Raw genomic sequence first — 14,851 nt, forward strand, 5'->3', positions numbered from 1 at the left:
CGCGGGCGCCGAGGCGGTGGTCCGGCTCGCCGCCGAGCCCGGGCTGCCCGGCGGGGCGGCAAGGGCCTCAGGTCGCGCCGCCGGGCGTTCGGGGGGCGGGGTTTCAGCAGGCGCCGAGGTCCTGCCAGACGCCCCACTCGCCGGTGGTCCCGGGCTCCTCGCCCTTCGTCCRCCACTTCGACTTCCAGGTGCGGGACTTGTACGCGACGGTCGTGCCGCCGCCGTACTCGGCCGTGGCCGACCAGACGGGCGCGGCACAAGAGCCACCGCCGGTGGTGCCCCCGGTGGACCCGCCCGTGGTCCCGCCGGTCGTGCCACCCGTCGTCCCGCCGGTCGTGCCCCCAGTCGTCCCACCCGTCGTCCCGCCGGTCGTCCCGCCCGTCGTGCCGGTGTCCGGCTCGGTGGGCGTCGCGCCCCGGGTGAGGTCCCCGGTCACCGCGTACGTCCGGCCGCCGAAGGTCACCGTCCAGTTGGAGGGCGTGGACACCGGCAGGTAGTAGACGAAGTCCAGCGTCACCGAGGCGCCCGGGGCCAGCGACTGCCAGGCCGGGAGCTTCAGCGAGACCCGGTTGTAGTCGCCCTTCAGTCCGCCCACGTTGCTGCCGCTGTGGTCGCTGCGCACGACCGTCGTACCGAAGCCGGACTGGTCCTTGGCGTTCGCCGGTGCCGAGGTGCCGTAGTCGAACTGGAACTCCGTACCGCCCGGCAGCGTCGCCCCGGTCCGGTTGGTGAGCGTCACCTTCGGGCTGATCGGGTAGTTGGAGTCGCCGAGCGGGAACTGCCCGAAGTCCACCCCGATGTCGAGCGCCTGCTTCGGCAGGGCCACCGAGGAGCGCTTGGCGCCGTACGGGGCCGCCGACTTGAACTTGTCGTACATCGCGGACGTCAGCGTCGAGCCCGGCTCGTACTGGCCCTTGGCCGCGTTGTAGCGGTAGTCGCCCGCCAGCTCCCAGACCATCGTGCCGCCGATGCCCCTGTCGACCACGTAGTCGGCCTTGGCGTTCACCGACTGCTCGTCCTCGGTGGACAGGAAGACCTTCTTCTGGTCGTTCCACAGCCAGGGCGCGACCAGCGTCGAGCTGTACTGGCGCGCGTAGGTGCCGGTCAGCCTGGTGTCGGCGGGGAAGCCGTACTTGGTGACGTAGTCGCCGACGACGCCCTTCTCCAGGTTCTTGGCGTGCCACATCGGGTTGGAGCCCGCCGGGGCCTCCTTGCCGTTGTCGTCGAGGTCGTGCCAGAGGTTGTCGATGCCGGTCGCGCCGTCACCGCACTTGGTCAGCCCCGACCCGGCCGGACAGCTGGTGGAGGCGGCCCGGCCCCACAGCCCGTCCGTCCCGCCGGTCACGTTCTTGAAGCCCCGGGTGTAGTACGGCAGGCCCATGTTGATGCGCCCGGCCGGCATCGAACCCCGGAAGTAGTGGTAGGCCCAGTCGGCGTTGAGATAGCCGGTCCCGCCGTACTGGGAGGTCGAGTAGACGCCCGCCGCCGCGAGTTCCGCGTCCTTGCCGTCGTCGAAGAGCGAGGCGTTGGGGCCCACGTACTCGTTCCAGGCGCCGTGCAGGTCGTACGACATGATGTTGACGTAGTCCAGGTACTTCTGGACCTGGAAGGTCTCCATGCCGCGCAGCAGATACCCGGAGGAAGGGGCCGCGACCGAGAGCAGGTAGTGCCTGCCGTCGGCCGCCCCCGCGCGGTCCAGCCGCTCGCGGAGCGACTTCATCAGCGCCGCGTAGCCCTTGACCAGGCCCGCCCGGCGCGCGTTGGACAGCGTCCAGTCCAGCGGGTTGCCCGCGTCCTTCATCGTCGTGGGGTACTCGTAGTCGATGTCGACGCCGTTGAAGCCGTACTTCTTCACGAAGGCGACGGCCGAGTCCGCGAAGGTGTCGATGCCGGGCTGGTTGACCGAGCCGTCGGCGTTGGTGGCCACCGAGTAGAAGCCGCCCGAGGCGACACGCTTGCCGTCGTCCCCGAAGTAGCCGCCGGTCTCGGCCCAGCCGCCCACCGAGATCAGCGTCTTCACGTTCGGGTGCTGCTTCTTGAACTTGTTCAGGAGGTTGAAGTGACCCTTGTAGGGGAGCGCGGGGTCCATCTCCGCCCCGGCGACACCGGGCCAGGTCATCCCGGTCGCCGCGTTCTTCTCGCCGTCGGCGCCGACGGAGATCCTGTTGTCGGAACCGATGTGCGCGAAGGCGTAGTTGACGTGGGTGACCTTGTCCCACGGGATGTCGGAGGCGAGGTAGGCCGGGGTCCCGTCCTGGCCGGTGCGCCAGCCGGTGAAGTACCCGATGACCCGGCGCTGGTGGTCGGCGCCCATCTTCTCGCGGCCCTCGGTGTCGTACACGGAGCAGTACGGGACGTCGACGCCCGGGGTCCGGTAGAGCCCGTCGGGGCGGCATACCTCGTTGTCGGCGGCGTGCGAGACGCCCGCGGAGAGCGTCGAGAGCAGCAGCCCCGCGACCGCGGCACCGGTCGCGAGCAGGGTGGCTCTCGTACGAGTGGGGGACAGCACGATCTGTTCCTCCTGGGGGAGGTCGATGTGACACGGCGGACTGCGGGCGGTCGTGCGTCGGCCCCGGTGTGCGCACACCAGCGGGCCTCACCTCGGAGGTGACACGGAGATTAAGAGGACTAGACCAAAGCGTCAATAGGTATGGACCAATGCCCCGACTCCGGGGGGCGGGCGGGGTCACGGACGGTGACCCCGGCTACCGTCCGCGACCACACTGTGACCCAGGCCATAGATGTTCGCCCGTATGGCCGACGATCAGTCGTGGCACACTGACCCTGTACCAGCAGCAGCGCACTCCGGGGTCGGTGTAATTCCGAACCGGCGGTAATAGTCCGCGACCCGGCCGCATCCAGTGGCCGGTTGACCAGGTGGAATTCCTGGACCGACGGTGAAAGTCCGGATGGGAGGCAGTGCGCGGCGGGCGGGCCCCTCAGGGCTCATGCCGGCCGTTCCGCTGATCGCCGTCACCGGCGGTCGGTGTCCTTCGGCCATGCGTGAGCTGTCTGTACGGCCCTGTTCCCGCTCTCTGTCGTTCATCGACAGCCCCGGAGTCCGTGCCCGAAGAGGCAGGAGGACCCGGTGGCCACCGCAGCCGACGCAGACGCCATGCGCCGAGCCGTCGAGCTCGCCGCGCGCGGACTCGGCTCCACCAGCCCCAACCCCGTCGTCGGTTGTGTCATCACCGACGCCTCGGGCGCCGTCGTCGGTGAGGGCTTCCACCAGAGGGCCGGTGGCCCGCACGCCGAGGTCCACGCCCTGGCCGCCGCGGGCGACCGGGCCCGGGGCGGCACCGCCTACGTCACCCTCGAACCCTGCAACCACACCGGTCGCACCGGCCCCTGCGCCCAGGCGCTCATCGAGGCCGGCGTCGCCCGTGTCCTGTACGCGGTCGGCGACCCGAACCCGCAGGCCACCGGGGGCGCCGACACGCTCGCGGCGGCCGGGGTCGAGGTCGGGCAGGGGCTGCTCGCGGACGAGGCCGAGGCGGGCAACGCCGCCTGGCTCACCTCCGTACGGCTCGGCCGCCCGTACGTCCTGTGGAAGTACGCGGCGACCCTGGACGGCCGGATCGCGGCCGAGGACGGCAGCAGCCGCTGGATCACCTCGGACGCCTCCCGCGCCGACGTCCACCGGCTGCGCGCGGAGGCGGACGCCGTGGTCGTGGGCTCCGGCACCGCCCGCGCCGACGACCCCCATCTCGCGGTACGCGGGATCGACGGCGCCGTCCAGCCGCTGCGGGTCGTCGTCGACACCGAGGCCGCGGCCGTACTGCCCGGCGCCCGGGTCCTCGACGGCGCCGCGCCGACCCTGATCGCGGTCGCCGAGGACGCCGACACCGCCCATCTGGCGGGCACCGAGGTGCTGCGGCTGCCGCGCGCCGCCACCGGTCTGGACATCCCCGCGCTGCTGGCCGCCCTGCACGGCCGGGGCGTGCGGTCCGTGCTCCTGGAGGGCGGCCCGGCCCTCGCCGGGGCCTTCGTCGCCGCGGGCGCGGTCGACAAGGTCGTCGGCTACCTCGCCCCCGTCCTGCTCGGCGGGGGCCCGGCGGCCCTGTCCGGCGGCGGAATCACCACGATCTCCGAGGCGTTGCGGCTCGAACTGACCGAGACCGTCCGCATCGGCCCCGATCTCCGTATCAGTGCCACTCCCAAGGAGCGTTGAGCGTGTTCACCGGAATCGTCGAAGAGCTGGGTGAGGTCACCGCCGTCGAGAAGCTCGGCGACTCCTCCCGCTTCCGTCTGCGCGGCCCCCTCGTCACCGAGGGAGCCCGGCACGGCGACTCGATCGCCGTCAACGGAGTCTGTCTGACCGTCGTGGAGAGCGGCGACGGCGAGTTCACCGCCGACGTCATGGAGGAGACGCTGAAGCGCTCCGGCCTCGGCGCCCTCGACGTCGGCTCCCGCGTCAACCTGGAGCGGCCGATGGCCGTGGGCGGACGCCTCGGCGGCCACATCGTCCAGGGCCATGTCGACGGCACCGGCGCCATCGTGGCGCGCACGCCCTCGGAGAACTGGGAGATCGTCAAGGTCTCGCTGCCCGCCGAGCTCTCCCGCTACGTCGTCGAGAAGGGCTCGATCACCGTCGACGGCGTCAGCCTCACGGTCGTCGACGCCGGCCCCGACTACTTCACCATCAGCCTCATCCCCACCACCCTCGCGCTGACCACGCTCGGCCGCAAGCAGCCCGGCGACCCGGTCAACCTGGAGGTCGACGTGATCGCCAAGTACGTCGAGCGCCTGCTCGGCGCCCGCGGCCAGGAGGACCCGAAGTGAACTGGCTCAACTCCGAGGCGTTCACCGCCTTCGACCAGCACATCATGTGGTCCGACATGATCGGCAACACGGTCGGTCTGGCCGCCCTCGCGCTCGGCTGGCGGCGCTCCATATGGACCTGGCCCGCCCAGCTCCTGTCCGGCCTCATCCTGCTGGCCGCGTTCAGCACCGCCCACCTCTCCGGCAGCGCGGGCAAGCAGCTGGTCGTCATCGTGGTGGCGCTGTGGGGCTGGTACCAGTGGCGCGGCGGACGGCGCCACGGCCAGGACGGCTCCATCGCGGTGCGCTTCGCCACCTGGCGCGAGCGCGGAGCACTCGTCGCGGGCGCGGCGCTCGGCACCCTCGCGGTCGGCGCCCTGTTCACCGCCTACCCGACGCTGTCGTGGGACCCGTGGCCGGACGCGTACATCTTCGTCGGCACGATCGTCGCCATGTACGCCCAGGCGCGCGGCATGGTCGAGTTCTGGCTCGCCTGGCTGCTCGTCGACGCCGTGGGCGTGCCGCTCAACTTCGCCAACGGCTTCGCCTTCTCCGGCTTCGTCTACGTCATCTACGGCGCAATCGTCCTGTGGGGCCTGCGCGACTGGTGGCTGCGCTCCCGTACGAGCGCGCAGCCCGTCCTGGAAGGAGCGGCGGCATGAGCGCCACCACACCCACCTGGTACTCCACCGACAACCGCGAGGACCTCTCCCTCGACCCCGTCGAGCAGGCGATCCGCGACATCGCGGCGGGCCGGCCGGTCGTGGTCGTGGACGACGAGGACCGCGAGAACGAGGGCGACCTCGTCGTCGCCGCCGAGAAGGCGACCCCCGAGATCGTCGCGTTCATGATGAGCGAGTGCCGCGGGCTGATCTGCGCGCCCATGGAGGGCGAGGCGCTCGACCGGCTCCAGCTGCCCCAGATGGTCGACCACAACACCGAGTCGATGAAGACCGCGTTCACCGTCTCGGTCGACGCGTCCCCCGCGCACGGCGTCACCACCGGCATCTCCGCCGCCGACCGCGCCACCACCCTGCGCCTGCTCGCCCACGGGCAGTCGCAGGCCGGTGACTTCGTCCGCCCCGGGCACATCTTCCCGCTGCGCGCCAAGCCCGGCGGCGTCCTCGCCCGCAACGGCCACACCGAGGCCGCGGTCGACCTCGCCCGGCTCGCGGGGCTCGCCCCGGCCGGCGCGATCGTGGAGATCGCCGGCGAGGACGGCGTGATGCTGCGGCTGCCCGAGCTCATCCCGTTCGCCCGCAAGCACGGTCTGACGATCATCTCCATCGAGGACCTGATCGCCTACCGCCGCTCCAGCGAGCCGACCGTGCGCCGCGAGGCCGAGGTCCACCTCCCCACCTCCTTCGGGGAGTTCACCGCCTACGGCTACCGCTCCACCGTGGACGGCGTCGAGCATGTCGCCCTCGTCCACGGCGAGCTCGGCGACGGCGAGGACGTGCTGGTGCGCGTCCACTCCGAGTGCCTGACCGGCGACATCTTCCACTCGCTGCGCTGCGACTGCGGGCCGCAGCTCCAGGCCTCCATGGAGCGCATCACCGAGGCGGGCCGCGGCGTCGTCGTCTATCTGCGCGGCCACGAGGGGCGCGGCATCGGACTGCTCTCCAAGCTGCGCGCCTACGAGCTCCAGGAGCGGGGCCGCGACACGCTCGACGCCAACCTGGAGCTGGGCCTGCCCGCCGACGCCCGCGACTACGCGGCCGGCGCGCAGATCCTGGAGAACCTGGGCGTACGCAGCCTGCGGCTGATGACCAACAACCCCGAGAAGACCGACGCCCTGGTGCGCCACGGTCTCGACGTCGCCGGCCGCGAGCCGATGCCGGTCACGGCGGGCGAGCACAATCTGCGGTACCTGCGCACCAAGCGCGACCGGATGGGACACGACCTGCCGTGGCTGGACGCGACCGCGTCGACCTGCGGCAACCAGTGACGGAACCAGCAGCGACACCCGTAACAGCGAAGATCACCGAGGAGTAGCACGTGAGTGGCAAGGGCGCACCCGAACTGTCCGTACGCAACTGCGCAGACCTCCGGGTCGCCGTGATCGCGGCGCAGTGGCACGAGAAGGTCATGGACGGACTCGTCGACGGCGCCCTGCGCGCCCTGCACGAGCTCGGCATCGACGAGCCGACGCTGCTGCGCGTCCCGGGCAGCTTCGAGCTCCCGGTCGTCGCCAAGGTCTGCGCGGGCCGCGGCTACGATGCGGTCGTCGCCCTCGGCGTCGTCATCAGGGGCGGTACACCGCACTTCGATTACGTGTGCCAGGGTGTCACCAACGGTCTCACCCAGGTCAGCATCGACACCGGCGTACCCGTCGGGTTCGGCGTGCTGACCTGCGACACCGAGGAGCAGGCCCTGGACCGGGCCGGCCTCGAAGGGTCGAACGAGGACAAGGGCCACGAAGCGGTCACCGCCGCCGTCGCCACGGCCGCCACGCTGCGCACCGTCAGCGAACCCTGGCGCTGAGTGGCAGGGACGCACCCCTTACCCTGAGAAGCATCATGGCGAACAAACCCTCCAAGAGTTTCGAAGAGCTCTTCACCGAGCTCCAGCTCAAGGCCGCCAGCGGCGACCCCTCCACCTCCCGCACCGCCGAGCTGGTGGACAAGGGCGTGCATGCCATCGGCAAGAAGGTCGTCGAGGAGGCCGCCGAGGTCTGGATGGCCGCCGAGTACGAGAGCAAGGACGCCGCCGCCGAGGAGATCTCGCAGCTGCTGTACCACGTCCAGGTGATGATGGTCGCGCGCGGGATCTCCCTCGACGACGTCTACGCGCACCTCTGAGCACACCCCGACACCCCACCCTCTTACGTGAAGGAAGCCGACCTCATGCTGCGCATCGCCGTCCCCAACAAGGGTTCACTGTCCGGACCTGCGTCGGCGATGCTCCATGAGGCCGGCTACCAGATGCGCAAGGAGTCCAAGGAACTCGTCCTGGTCGACCCGGCCAACGAGGTGGAGTTCTTCTACCTCCGTCCCAAGGACATCGCGATCTACGTGTCGGCGGGCAAGCTCGACATCGGCATCACCGGCGAGGACCTGCTGATCGACTCGGGTGCCGACGCCGAGGTGATCCTGCCGCTCGGCTTCGCCCGCTCCACCTTCCGCTTCGCCGCCAAGCCCGGGACCGTCTCGGGCATCGAGGACCTGGCGGGCAAGACGATCGCCACCTCCTACGAGGGCATCGTCGCCAAGCACCTGGCCGAGGCCGGCATCGCCGCCTCCGTGGTGCACCTCGACGGGGCCGTGGAAACCGCCATCGAGCTGGGCGTCGCCCAGGTCATCGCGGACGTCGTGGAGACCGGCACCTCGCTGCGCAACGCGGGTCTGGAGGTCTTCGGCGACCCGATCATGAAGTCGGAGGCGGCCGTCATCCGTCGCACCGGCGCCGACGCCGAGAACCCCAAGGTCCAGCAGTTCCTGCGCCGCCTCCAGGGCGTCCTGGTCGCCCGCAGCTACGTGATGATGGACTACGACTGCCGCGCCGAGCACCTGGAGCGGGCCGTCGCCCTCACCCCGGGCCTGGAGTCGCCGACGGTCTCGCCGCTCCACAACGAGGGCTGGGTCGCGGTGCGCGCCATGGTCCCGGCCAAGGAGGCCCAGCGGATCATGGACGACCTGTACGAGCTGGGCGCCCGCGCCATCCTCACCACGGCCATCCACGCCTGCCGGCTCTGACCGGCTCTTCGCCGACCCCCGACTCCGTACGGAAGTGACGTTCCCCGTGTCCGCCCCCGCGCCCCAGCTCCCCGCTCTCCCGGTCACGTTCCGGCCGACCCGCACCCGGGCCGTGCTGCTGAGCGTGGGCGCCGTGATGTTCGCCGTGATCACCGGCGTCGCACTGCTCCTGGAGAACATGAGCGGGGGCGAGCGGGCCAGCTTCGTGTTCACCGCCGCGCTCTTCTTCGCGGTCCTCGCGCTGCTGAGCCGCCCCAAGGTCGTCGCCGACGACACGGGCGTCACCGTCGTCAACCTCACCCGGACCCGGCGGCTCGCCTGGGCGGAGATCCTGCGCGTCAACCTCCGCCCCGGCGACCCGTGGGTCTTCCTGGACCTCAGCGACGGCACCAGCCTGCCCGCGCTCGGCATCCAGCCCGGCATCGCCAAGGAGCGGGCCATCCGCGACGCCCGCGCGCTGCGCGCGCTCGCCGAGTCGCACGGCACCCGCCAGGACGGCTGACCCACCCTTTTCAGCACCGGGGCAAGCATTGCGGCGACGATCTCAATAGCTACCCTGGTGGACGTGGCGCGCGACGCGCCGGCCCCGCGCAGAAGGCGGCACCATCGGCCTGCGGGGCACCAACGACCCGAGGAGTGACTCCCTCCAGCAATGGACGGATCGTCCGGTAGTACCCGCGCCGCCCCTTCGCAGGAGGCGGCGGCATGACCACCCCCCTGCTGCTGCTCGCCGCGGCATTCCTTCTCATCCTCGCCAACGGGTTCTTCGTGGCCGCCGAGTTCGGCCTGATCACCGTGGAGCGCCCCGACGCCGAGCAGGCCGCCGCCGAGGGCGACCGCCGCGCAGGCACCGTCGTCAAGGCCCTGCGCGAGCTGTCCTTCCAGCTCTCCGGCACCCAGCTCGGCATCACCATCACCTCGCTCGTCGTGGGCATGCTCGCCGAGCCCGCGCTCGCCGGACTGCTCGACGGGCCGCTCACCGCGGCCGGTCTGCCGGACCGGGTGGCGCCCGGTGTGAGCGTCGTCATCGGCATGCTGCTCGCCTCCGCCGTCCAGATGGTGATCGGTGAACTCGTCCCCAAGAACTGGGCGGTGTCGCGGCCCCTCCAGGTCGCGCGGTTCGTCGCCGGCCCCCAGAGCCGCTTCTCCCGGCTCTTCCGGCCCGTCATCGCGCTCCTGAACACCGTCGCCAACCGGCTGGTCCGGGCGCTCGGCGTGGAGCCGGCCGACGAGCTGGCCTCCGCCCGCACCCCGGGCGAACTGGTGTCCCTGGCCCGCCACTCGGCCCGGGCCGGAGCCATCGAGCAGGACACCGCAGACCTTTTCGTACGCACTCTGGCCCTCGGCCGGCTGACCGCGGAGAACGTGATGACGCCGCGCGTGAAGGTGAGCGCGCTGCAGACCTCCGCGACCGCCGCCGACGTCCTCAACCTCACCCGGGCCACCGGGCTCTCCCGCTTCCCCGTCTACCGGGAGCGGATCGACGAGGTCGTCGGCATGGTCCACCTCAAGGACGCGCTCGCGGTGCCACCGCAGGAGCGCCACCGCACACCGGCCGCGCGGATCGCCGTGCCGCCCCTGCTGGTGCCCGAGACCCTGCCCGTGCAGCAGCTCCTGGAGCGGCTGCGCAGCGAGCAGCCGATAGCCGTGGTCGTCGACGAGTACGGCGGCACGGCCGGGGTCGTCACCCTGGAGGACATCGTCGAGGAGCTCGTCGGAGAGGTGCGCGACGAGCACGACGCCGAGGGCGACACCGGGCCCGAGCTCGCCGCCGTGGCGAGCGACGACGGCCGCCCCGCGTGGGAGGCCGACGGCAGCTGCCGGGTGCTGAGCCTGCGCCGGATAGGACTGGACGCGCCGGACGGGCCGTACGAGACGGTCGCCGGACTCGTAGCCGATCTGCTCGGGCGCATCCCCGTCCCCGGTGACCGCGCCGAGCTGCCCGGCTGGCGGCTCCAGGTCCGCCGGGTCGAGCGGTACCGCGCGGAGCGGGTGCGCTTCGTCCGTACGGCCGACGTCAAGAGTGTCGCGGAGGCCGTGCGATGAGCCTTCTGCAACTCTTCTTCGCCCTGCTCCTCGTGCTGGCGAACGGCTTCTTCGTCGGGGCCGAGTTCGCCCTGGTCTCCGTGCGCCGCAGCCAGATCGAACCGCTCGCGGCCCAGTCGGCGCGGGCGCGGCAGGTGCTGCACGGACTGGAGAACCTGCCGCAGATGATGGCGGCGGCGCAGTTCGGCATCACCATCTGCTCGCTGACGCTGGGCGCGGTGGCCGAGCCCACCGTCGCCCACCTCCTTGAGCCGGTGTTCGAGGCCGCGCGGGTCCCGGCGGGACTCATCCACCCCCTCGGTTACGCGATCGCGCTCGCCCTGGTCGTCTTCCTCCACCTCGTCATCGGCGAGATGGTCCCGAAGAACCTGGCGATGGCGGCGCCCGAGAAGACCGCGCTCTGGCTCAGCCCGGGGCTGGTCGCCTTCGCCCGGGTCTGCCGTCCGGTGACGGTGGCGCTGGGCACCTGCGCGCGGCTGGTGCTGCGGGTGTTCCGGGTGGAGCCGAAGGACGAGGTGGAGGCGGTCTTCACCAGCGAGCAGCTGAACCGTCTGGTGGAGGACTCCGGACAGGCGGGGCTCCTGGACCCGCGGGAGATGGAACGTCTGGAGGACGCGCTGGAGCTGGGCAGCCGGCCGGTGACGGACGTCCTGCTCGCCCGGTCGTCCCTGGTGACGGTCGGCTCCTCGGTGACGCCCCGGGAGCTGGAGGAGCTGACGGTCCGTACCGGGTACTCGCGCTTCCCCGTCTGCGCGGAGGGGGGCGCCTTCATGGGGTTCCTCCACGTCAAGGACGTACTGGACCTGGAGGACCGGGAGCGGGCGGTGCCGCAGCAGGTGTGGCGCCCGCTGGTCACGCTGCGGGCCGAGCTGCCGCTCGACGACGCGCTCACCGTGATGCGGCGGGCGGCGGCGCACCTCGCGCAGGTGGCGGACGCGTCGGGGCGGGTGCTGGGGCTGGTGGCCCTGGAGGACGTCCTGGAGATGCTGGTGGGCGAGGTACGGGACCCGTCGCACCGCCCGTTCCCGGTACAGCCGCGACCGGAACAGGCCCTGGCGGGCTGAGCCGGGGTTTTGGCCCTTCCCCACCCCTTCCCTTCCCCGCGCCCCCAACCGCCAAGGGGCGCGGGGAACTGCGCGGGCAACCCCCACCGGAGCCGCAGACAAACAGGGGGTGTGGGGGCGAAGCCGAACTACAGGGGCTCCACCGGGCCGCCCCGGCCCGACAGCACCTCCCCGTACGCCTGCATCAGATCCGGCAGGCGCAGCGTGGACAGGTCCTCGCGGCCCGGTGTCGTGGGATACGTCGACAGGCGCAGATCCCGGTACGCGCAGCTCTTCTCGTACAGCGTGCGCAGAAAGCGGCCGTTGCCGAGTTCGTCGATCCAGCCCTGGTCCACCACGTGGCCGCTGATCGAGCGGAGCTCGTCCAGGGCCTCTTCGTCCCAGCAGTCGCCGTTCTCCGCCGCCAGGACCTCCCCGATCGCGGTGAGCTCCAGCGGGCGGTAGGAGGGGAAGTCCACCCGGGTGGTGAAGCGGGAGGAGAGGCCGGGGTTGGTGGCGAGGAGGCGGTCCATGCCCTCGGGGTAGCCGGCGAGGATGACCACGAGGTGGTCGCGGTTGTCCTCGGCGCGCTTCAGGAGCACCTGGAGCGCCTCGTCGCCGTACGCGTCGCCCTTGCTGTAGCCGGAGTTGGAGAGGCTGTACGCCTCGTCCACGAAGAGCACCCCGCCCAGCGCCGAGTCGATCAGCTCGTTCGCCTTGACCGCCGTCTGGCCGAGGAACTCGCCCACCAGGTCGGCCCGTTGTGCCTCGACCAGATGGTCGCCGCCGAGCAGACCGAGCGCGTAGAAGACCCGGCCCAGGATGCGTGCGACGGTGGTCTTGCCGGTGCCGCTGGGGCCGGAGAAGACAAAGTGACGTTTCGGCGGCTGGACGGGCAGTCCCTGGCCGACCCGTAACCGGGCCATGTTCAGCTGCGCGGACAACGCCTTCACCTGGCGTTTCACCGGCTCAAGGCCCACCATCCGCTCCAGCTCCGCCAGCGCCTGGGCGAGCAGCGCCGAGTCGGTCGGCCCGGCCGGCACCGGAGGCGCGGCGGGCTGGGCGGGAATGCCGGCCTTCTCCCGTACGCCGTCGGGCGGCGGCACCACCACCGCCGGACCGGCCAGCGGCGCCCGCACCTCGCGTCCCTCCGGCGGCTCCAGGGGGGCCGCCTCGGGCTCGGGGCCGTCCACCGTGCCGTCCTGGCCGAACCCGCCGAGCGAGACGGCCGCCAGATCGGCCGGGTCCTCGGGCCCGTACGACCCGTCCAGGACGTCGGACTCGGTGATCGCGGCCAGCCGCGCCGAGGTGTCCATGAACGCCGGGTCGACCCGGTGCACCGCCCGGTACAGCGGCAGCGCGGCGGCGGAGCGGCCGGTGCCCTCGTGGGCGCGGGCCAGCCAGTAGCGCAGCTCCTTGCGCTGTGGCTGTTCGCTGCGGCAGCGCATCAGGGCCGCCGACAGCAGCGGCTCGGCCTGGCCGAACATCTCCAGGCGCACCCGGGCCATCCCGCCGAACAGCCCGGCCTCGATCCCGAGCAGGGGATCGCCGAGCAACGGCTCGGTGTGGCGCACCAGTTGGTCCCAGTCCTTGACCAGGTACGCCCGGCAGGCGTGCAGGAAGCGGACCTGCGGGTCGGCGTCGACCGGCGGCAGCCCGGCCAGCGCCCGGTCCAGCTCGGGCACATGGCGCCCGTCCAGCCAGTGCGAGGCGTGCGCCAGCAGCAGATCGCGCGGGCTCTCCAGTACTGGCTGGACCCACCAGCCCAGCCAGTACCAGGAGTTGAGGGTCCGCCGGTGCCGGGCGCGCTGTTCGCCGAAGCGTTCCCGGTGGCGGTACATGCGCAGCAGCGCCGTGGTGGTGTCCACCCGCAGCGCGTGCAGTCCCAGCCAGCCGTCCACCATGCCCGGATCCATCCGCACCGCGGCCCGGAACTCCTCCTCGGCCTGCGGATACGCGCCCATGGTGTACGCGTCGATGCCCCGCAGCCAGGCGAGATCGGCCGGGGCGTGCGCGCCCTGCGTGCCGAAGTCCATCAGGTCCCCCACCACCGTGCCCCCGTGCTGAACCGTCAATTCACAGAAGGGAATGACCGCAGGAATTGACGGGAACTGACCGCACCACTCGCATCGTACCTGCGAGGGGGCCTCGGATCGAAGGGTGGCGCGGGGCAAGCGGCAGCCCGACTTGGCCGGTGACCGAGGGTGAGCGAAAACCGCTGACATGCCCGGTGAGAGGGCCGGAAAAGGCAGAACGAAGCCCCCGATCACGGGGGAACAACCGGGGGCTTCGCGTCCGCGGCGGCTCCGGAAAGCCGCACATTCAGAACGTAAGACCTGTACGGCCCCCGGGTCAAGCGGAGTTGGGGGAGTGCGAGGGGCGGTTTTCCGACGGTTCAGCCCAACGGGGGGTAGTGCTCACTCTCCGTGAAGGAACGGTGTGCGAGGGGTGCGGAATCGCGCCTCGGGAGCCACTCGTATCCCTCCTGACACTGTCGTACCAACGCATCCACATACGGAAGAGAAGGATCCGCGGCGAAATGGCGCATCTCCGCCTCCGTCCACTCGTCCCAGAAGCCGGAAAGTGCCGCTCCGTCCCGTCGGCGACCGCGCGCCCAGGACCCCTCGGCGTCCATTTCCATCCACAGCAGCAACGCCAGCCACGGCCGTACCTCGCGCCGGCCCGCCCCGACACCCTCGATCAGCACCACGGGCGCGGGCGCCAGGGGAACCGGTGGCCCGAACCGGCGCGCGTCCCAGTCGTACGGCGTGACCCGCCCGGCCTCGCCGCGCGCCAGCGGCCCGATGACCTGCGCGAGCAGCCGGGGCGTCCAGGCGAAGAACTCCTCGTGGGTGGCGAGGTCGTCGAGGTGGAGGACCGGCGCCCCGCCGAGCGCGGCGGCCAGCCGTCCGGCGAAGGTGGACTTGCCGGAGCCCGCGTGCCCGTCCACCGCGACCAGCCGCACCGGTCCGCAGGAGGGCGGCAGGGCGCGCACGGCCGCCGCGATTCGGTCGAGTTCTGCCATGCCTCCACCCTAGATCGGCGGCTCCGGGCGGCGGCTCCGGGCGGCGGCGCAGGTCATATCAGTGGTCCAGACCCATATTGGTGGCGCGGTCCGGCGCGCGTCTCTGGCAGAAGTCGCCCGGGACCCGGGATAGTTGGCCCACGGCCGCGCCCACCGCCCCATACTCGTCCGACTGGGGGTCCCGCCCATGACCCGTCCCACTCCGCGCAGAACCGTCCTGGCCGCCGCGCTCGCCGCCGCGGCGGCCAGGACGGTTCTGCGCGGAGTGGGACGGGTCATGG

At 71.7% G+C, this 14,851-nt stretch carries 13 protein-coding genes and 1 riboswitch; of the genes, 10 read left to right on the forward strand and 3 right to left on the reverse strand.

Features of this window, described 5'->3' with window-relative positions:
- Positions 1-103 precede the first annotated feature (103 nt).
- Positions 104-2,509 (reverse strand): chitinase C-terminal domain-containing protein, encoded by a 2,406-nt coding sequence (locus ACJA3G_RS13215; RefSeq protein ID WP_406553138.1) that lies wholly within the window; start codon positions 2,507-2,509, stop codon positions 104-106.
- A gap of 287 nt (positions 2,510-2,796) precedes the next feature.
- A riboswitch (FMN riboswitch) is annotated at positions 2,797-2,927 on the forward strand.
- 161 nt (positions 2,928-3,088) lie between these two features.
- Here ACJA3G_RS13215 and ribD point away from each other — a divergent pair.
- The 10 genes from ribD to ACJA3G_RS13265 all read left to right on the forward strand — a co-directional run bounded on the left by ribD (position 3,089) and on the right by ACJA3G_RS13265 (position 11,566).
- On the forward strand, positions 3,089-4,171 hold the full coding sequence (gene ribD, locus ACJA3G_RS13220; protein ID WP_406553139.1) for a bifunctional diaminohydroxyphosphoribosylaminopyrimidine deaminase/5-amino-6-(5-phosphoribosylamino)uracil reductase RibD: 1,083 nt from the start codon (positions 3,089-3,091) through the stop codon (positions 4,169-4,171).
- 2 nt (positions 4,172-4,173) lie between these two features.
- Positions 4,174-4,782, forward strand: coding sequence for a riboflavin synthase (locus ACJA3G_RS13225; RefSeq protein WP_406553140.1), 609 nt, complete (start codon positions 4,174-4,176; stop codon positions 4,780-4,782).
- Positions 4,779-5,423, forward strand: coding sequence for a nicotinamide riboside transporter PnuC (locus ACJA3G_RS13230; protein ID WP_406553141.1), 645 nt, complete (start codon positions 4,779-4,781; stop codon positions 5,421-5,423). The genes ACJA3G_RS13225 and ACJA3G_RS13230 overlap by 4 nt, the downstream gene beginning before the upstream one ends.
- Complete coding sequence (locus ACJA3G_RS13235; RefSeq protein WP_406553142.1) at positions 5,420-6,709, forward strand: bifunctional 3,4-dihydroxy-2-butanone-4-phosphate synthase/GTP cyclohydrolase II; 1,290 nt, start codon at positions 5,420-5,422, stop codon at positions 6,707-6,709. The genes ACJA3G_RS13230 and ACJA3G_RS13235 overlap by 4 nt, the downstream gene beginning before the upstream one ends.
- A gap of 50 nt (positions 6,710-6,759) precedes the next feature.
- Positions 6,760-7,245 carry a 6,7-dimethyl-8-ribityllumazine synthase gene (gene ribH / locus ACJA3G_RS13240; protein WP_358836079.1) on the forward strand — a complete coding sequence of 162 codons (486 nt, stop codon included), beginning with the start codon at positions 6,760-6,762 and terminating at the stop codon, positions 7,243-7,245.
- A 35-nt stretch (positions 7,246-7,280) separates the two neighbouring features.
- The gene (locus ACJA3G_RS13245) at positions 7,281-7,562 is read left to right on the forward strand and encodes a phosphoribosyl-ATP diphosphatase (protein WP_406553143.1); all 282 of its coding nucleotides are present in this window, start codon (positions 7,281-7,283) and stop codon (positions 7,560-7,562) included.
- A 45-nt stretch (positions 7,563-7,607) separates the two neighbouring features.
- Positions 7,608-8,456, forward strand: coding sequence for an ATP phosphoribosyltransferase (hisG, locus tag ACJA3G_RS13250; protein ID WP_406553144.1), 849 nt, complete (start codon positions 7,608-7,610; stop codon positions 8,454-8,456).
- Between the two features lie 46 nt (positions 8,457-8,502).
- Positions 8,503-8,958, forward strand: a complete 456-nt coding sequence (locus tag ACJA3G_RS13255; protein WP_406553148.1) for a PH domain-containing protein — start codon at positions 8,503-8,505, stop codon at positions 8,956-8,958.
- A 203-nt stretch (positions 8,959-9,161) separates the two neighbouring features.
- Positions 9,162-10,502: a hemolysin family protein gene (locus ACJA3G_RS13260; protein WP_406553145.1), complete on the forward strand. Its 1,341-nt coding sequence runs from the start codon at positions 9,162-9,164 to the stop codon at positions 10,500-10,502.
- Positions 10,499-11,566 (forward strand): hemolysin family protein, encoded by a 1,068-nt coding sequence (locus ACJA3G_RS13265; RefSeq protein WP_406553146.1) that lies wholly within the window; start codon positions 10,499-10,501, stop codon positions 11,564-11,566. Before ACJA3G_RS13260 ends, ACJA3G_RS13265 begins: the two co-directional genes overlap by 4 nt.
- Positions 11,567-11,694: 128 nt before the next feature.
- Here ACJA3G_RS13265 and ACJA3G_RS13270 read toward each other — a convergent pair whose 3' ends face one another.
- Both ACJA3G_RS13270 and ACJA3G_RS13275 read right to left on the reverse strand, forming a co-directional pair.
- Positions 11,695-13,581, reverse strand: coding sequence for an AAA family ATPase (locus ACJA3G_RS13270; protein ID WP_406553149.1), 1,887 nt, complete (start codon positions 13,579-13,581; stop codon positions 11,695-11,697).
- A 359-nt stretch (positions 13,582-13,940) separates the two neighbouring features.
- On the reverse strand, positions 13,941-14,570 hold the full coding sequence (locus ACJA3G_RS13275; RefSeq protein WP_406553147.1) for a uridine kinase: 630 nt from the start codon (positions 14,568-14,570) through the stop codon (positions 13,941-13,943).
- Positions 14,571-14,851: the final 281 nt, after the last annotated feature.

It is taken from the genome of Streptomyces sp. YS-3, from assembly GCF_045257485.1.
In the GTDB taxonomy this organism is placed as follows: domain Bacteria; phylum Actinomycetota; class Actinomycetes; order Streptomycetales; family Streptomycetaceae; genus Streptomyces.

Bases quoted from the DNA above. Each gene is read 5' to 3' on its own strand.
- ACJA3G_RS13235 (WP_406553142.1), top strand. From the start codon at position 5,420: ATGAGCGCCACCACACCCACCTGGTACTCCACCGACAACCGCGAGGAC.
- ACJA3G_RS13245 (WP_406553143.1), top strand. From the start codon at position 7,281: ATGGCGAACAAACCCTCCAAGAGTTTCGAAGAGCTCTTCACCGAGCTC.
- hisG (WP_406553144.1), top strand. From the start codon at position 7,608: ATGCTGCGCATCGCCGTCCCCAACAAGGGTTCACTGTCCGGACCTGCG.
- ACJA3G_RS13260 (WP_406553145.1), top strand. From the start codon at position 9,162: ATGACCACCCCCCTGCTGCTGCTCGCCGCGGCATTCCTTCTCATCCTC.
- ACJA3G_RS13265 (WP_406553146.1), top strand. From the start codon at position 10,499: ATGAGCCTTCTGCAACTCTTCTTCGCCCTGCTCCTCGTGCTGGCGAAC.
- ACJA3G_RS13270 (WP_406553149.1), bottom strand. From the start codon at position 13,581: ATGGACTTCGGCACGCAGGGCGCGCACGCCCCGGCCGATCTCGCCTGG.
- ACJA3G_RS13275 (WP_406553147.1), bottom strand. From the start codon at position 14,570: ATGGCAGAACTCGACCGAATCGCGGCGGCCGTGCGCGCCCTGCCGCCC.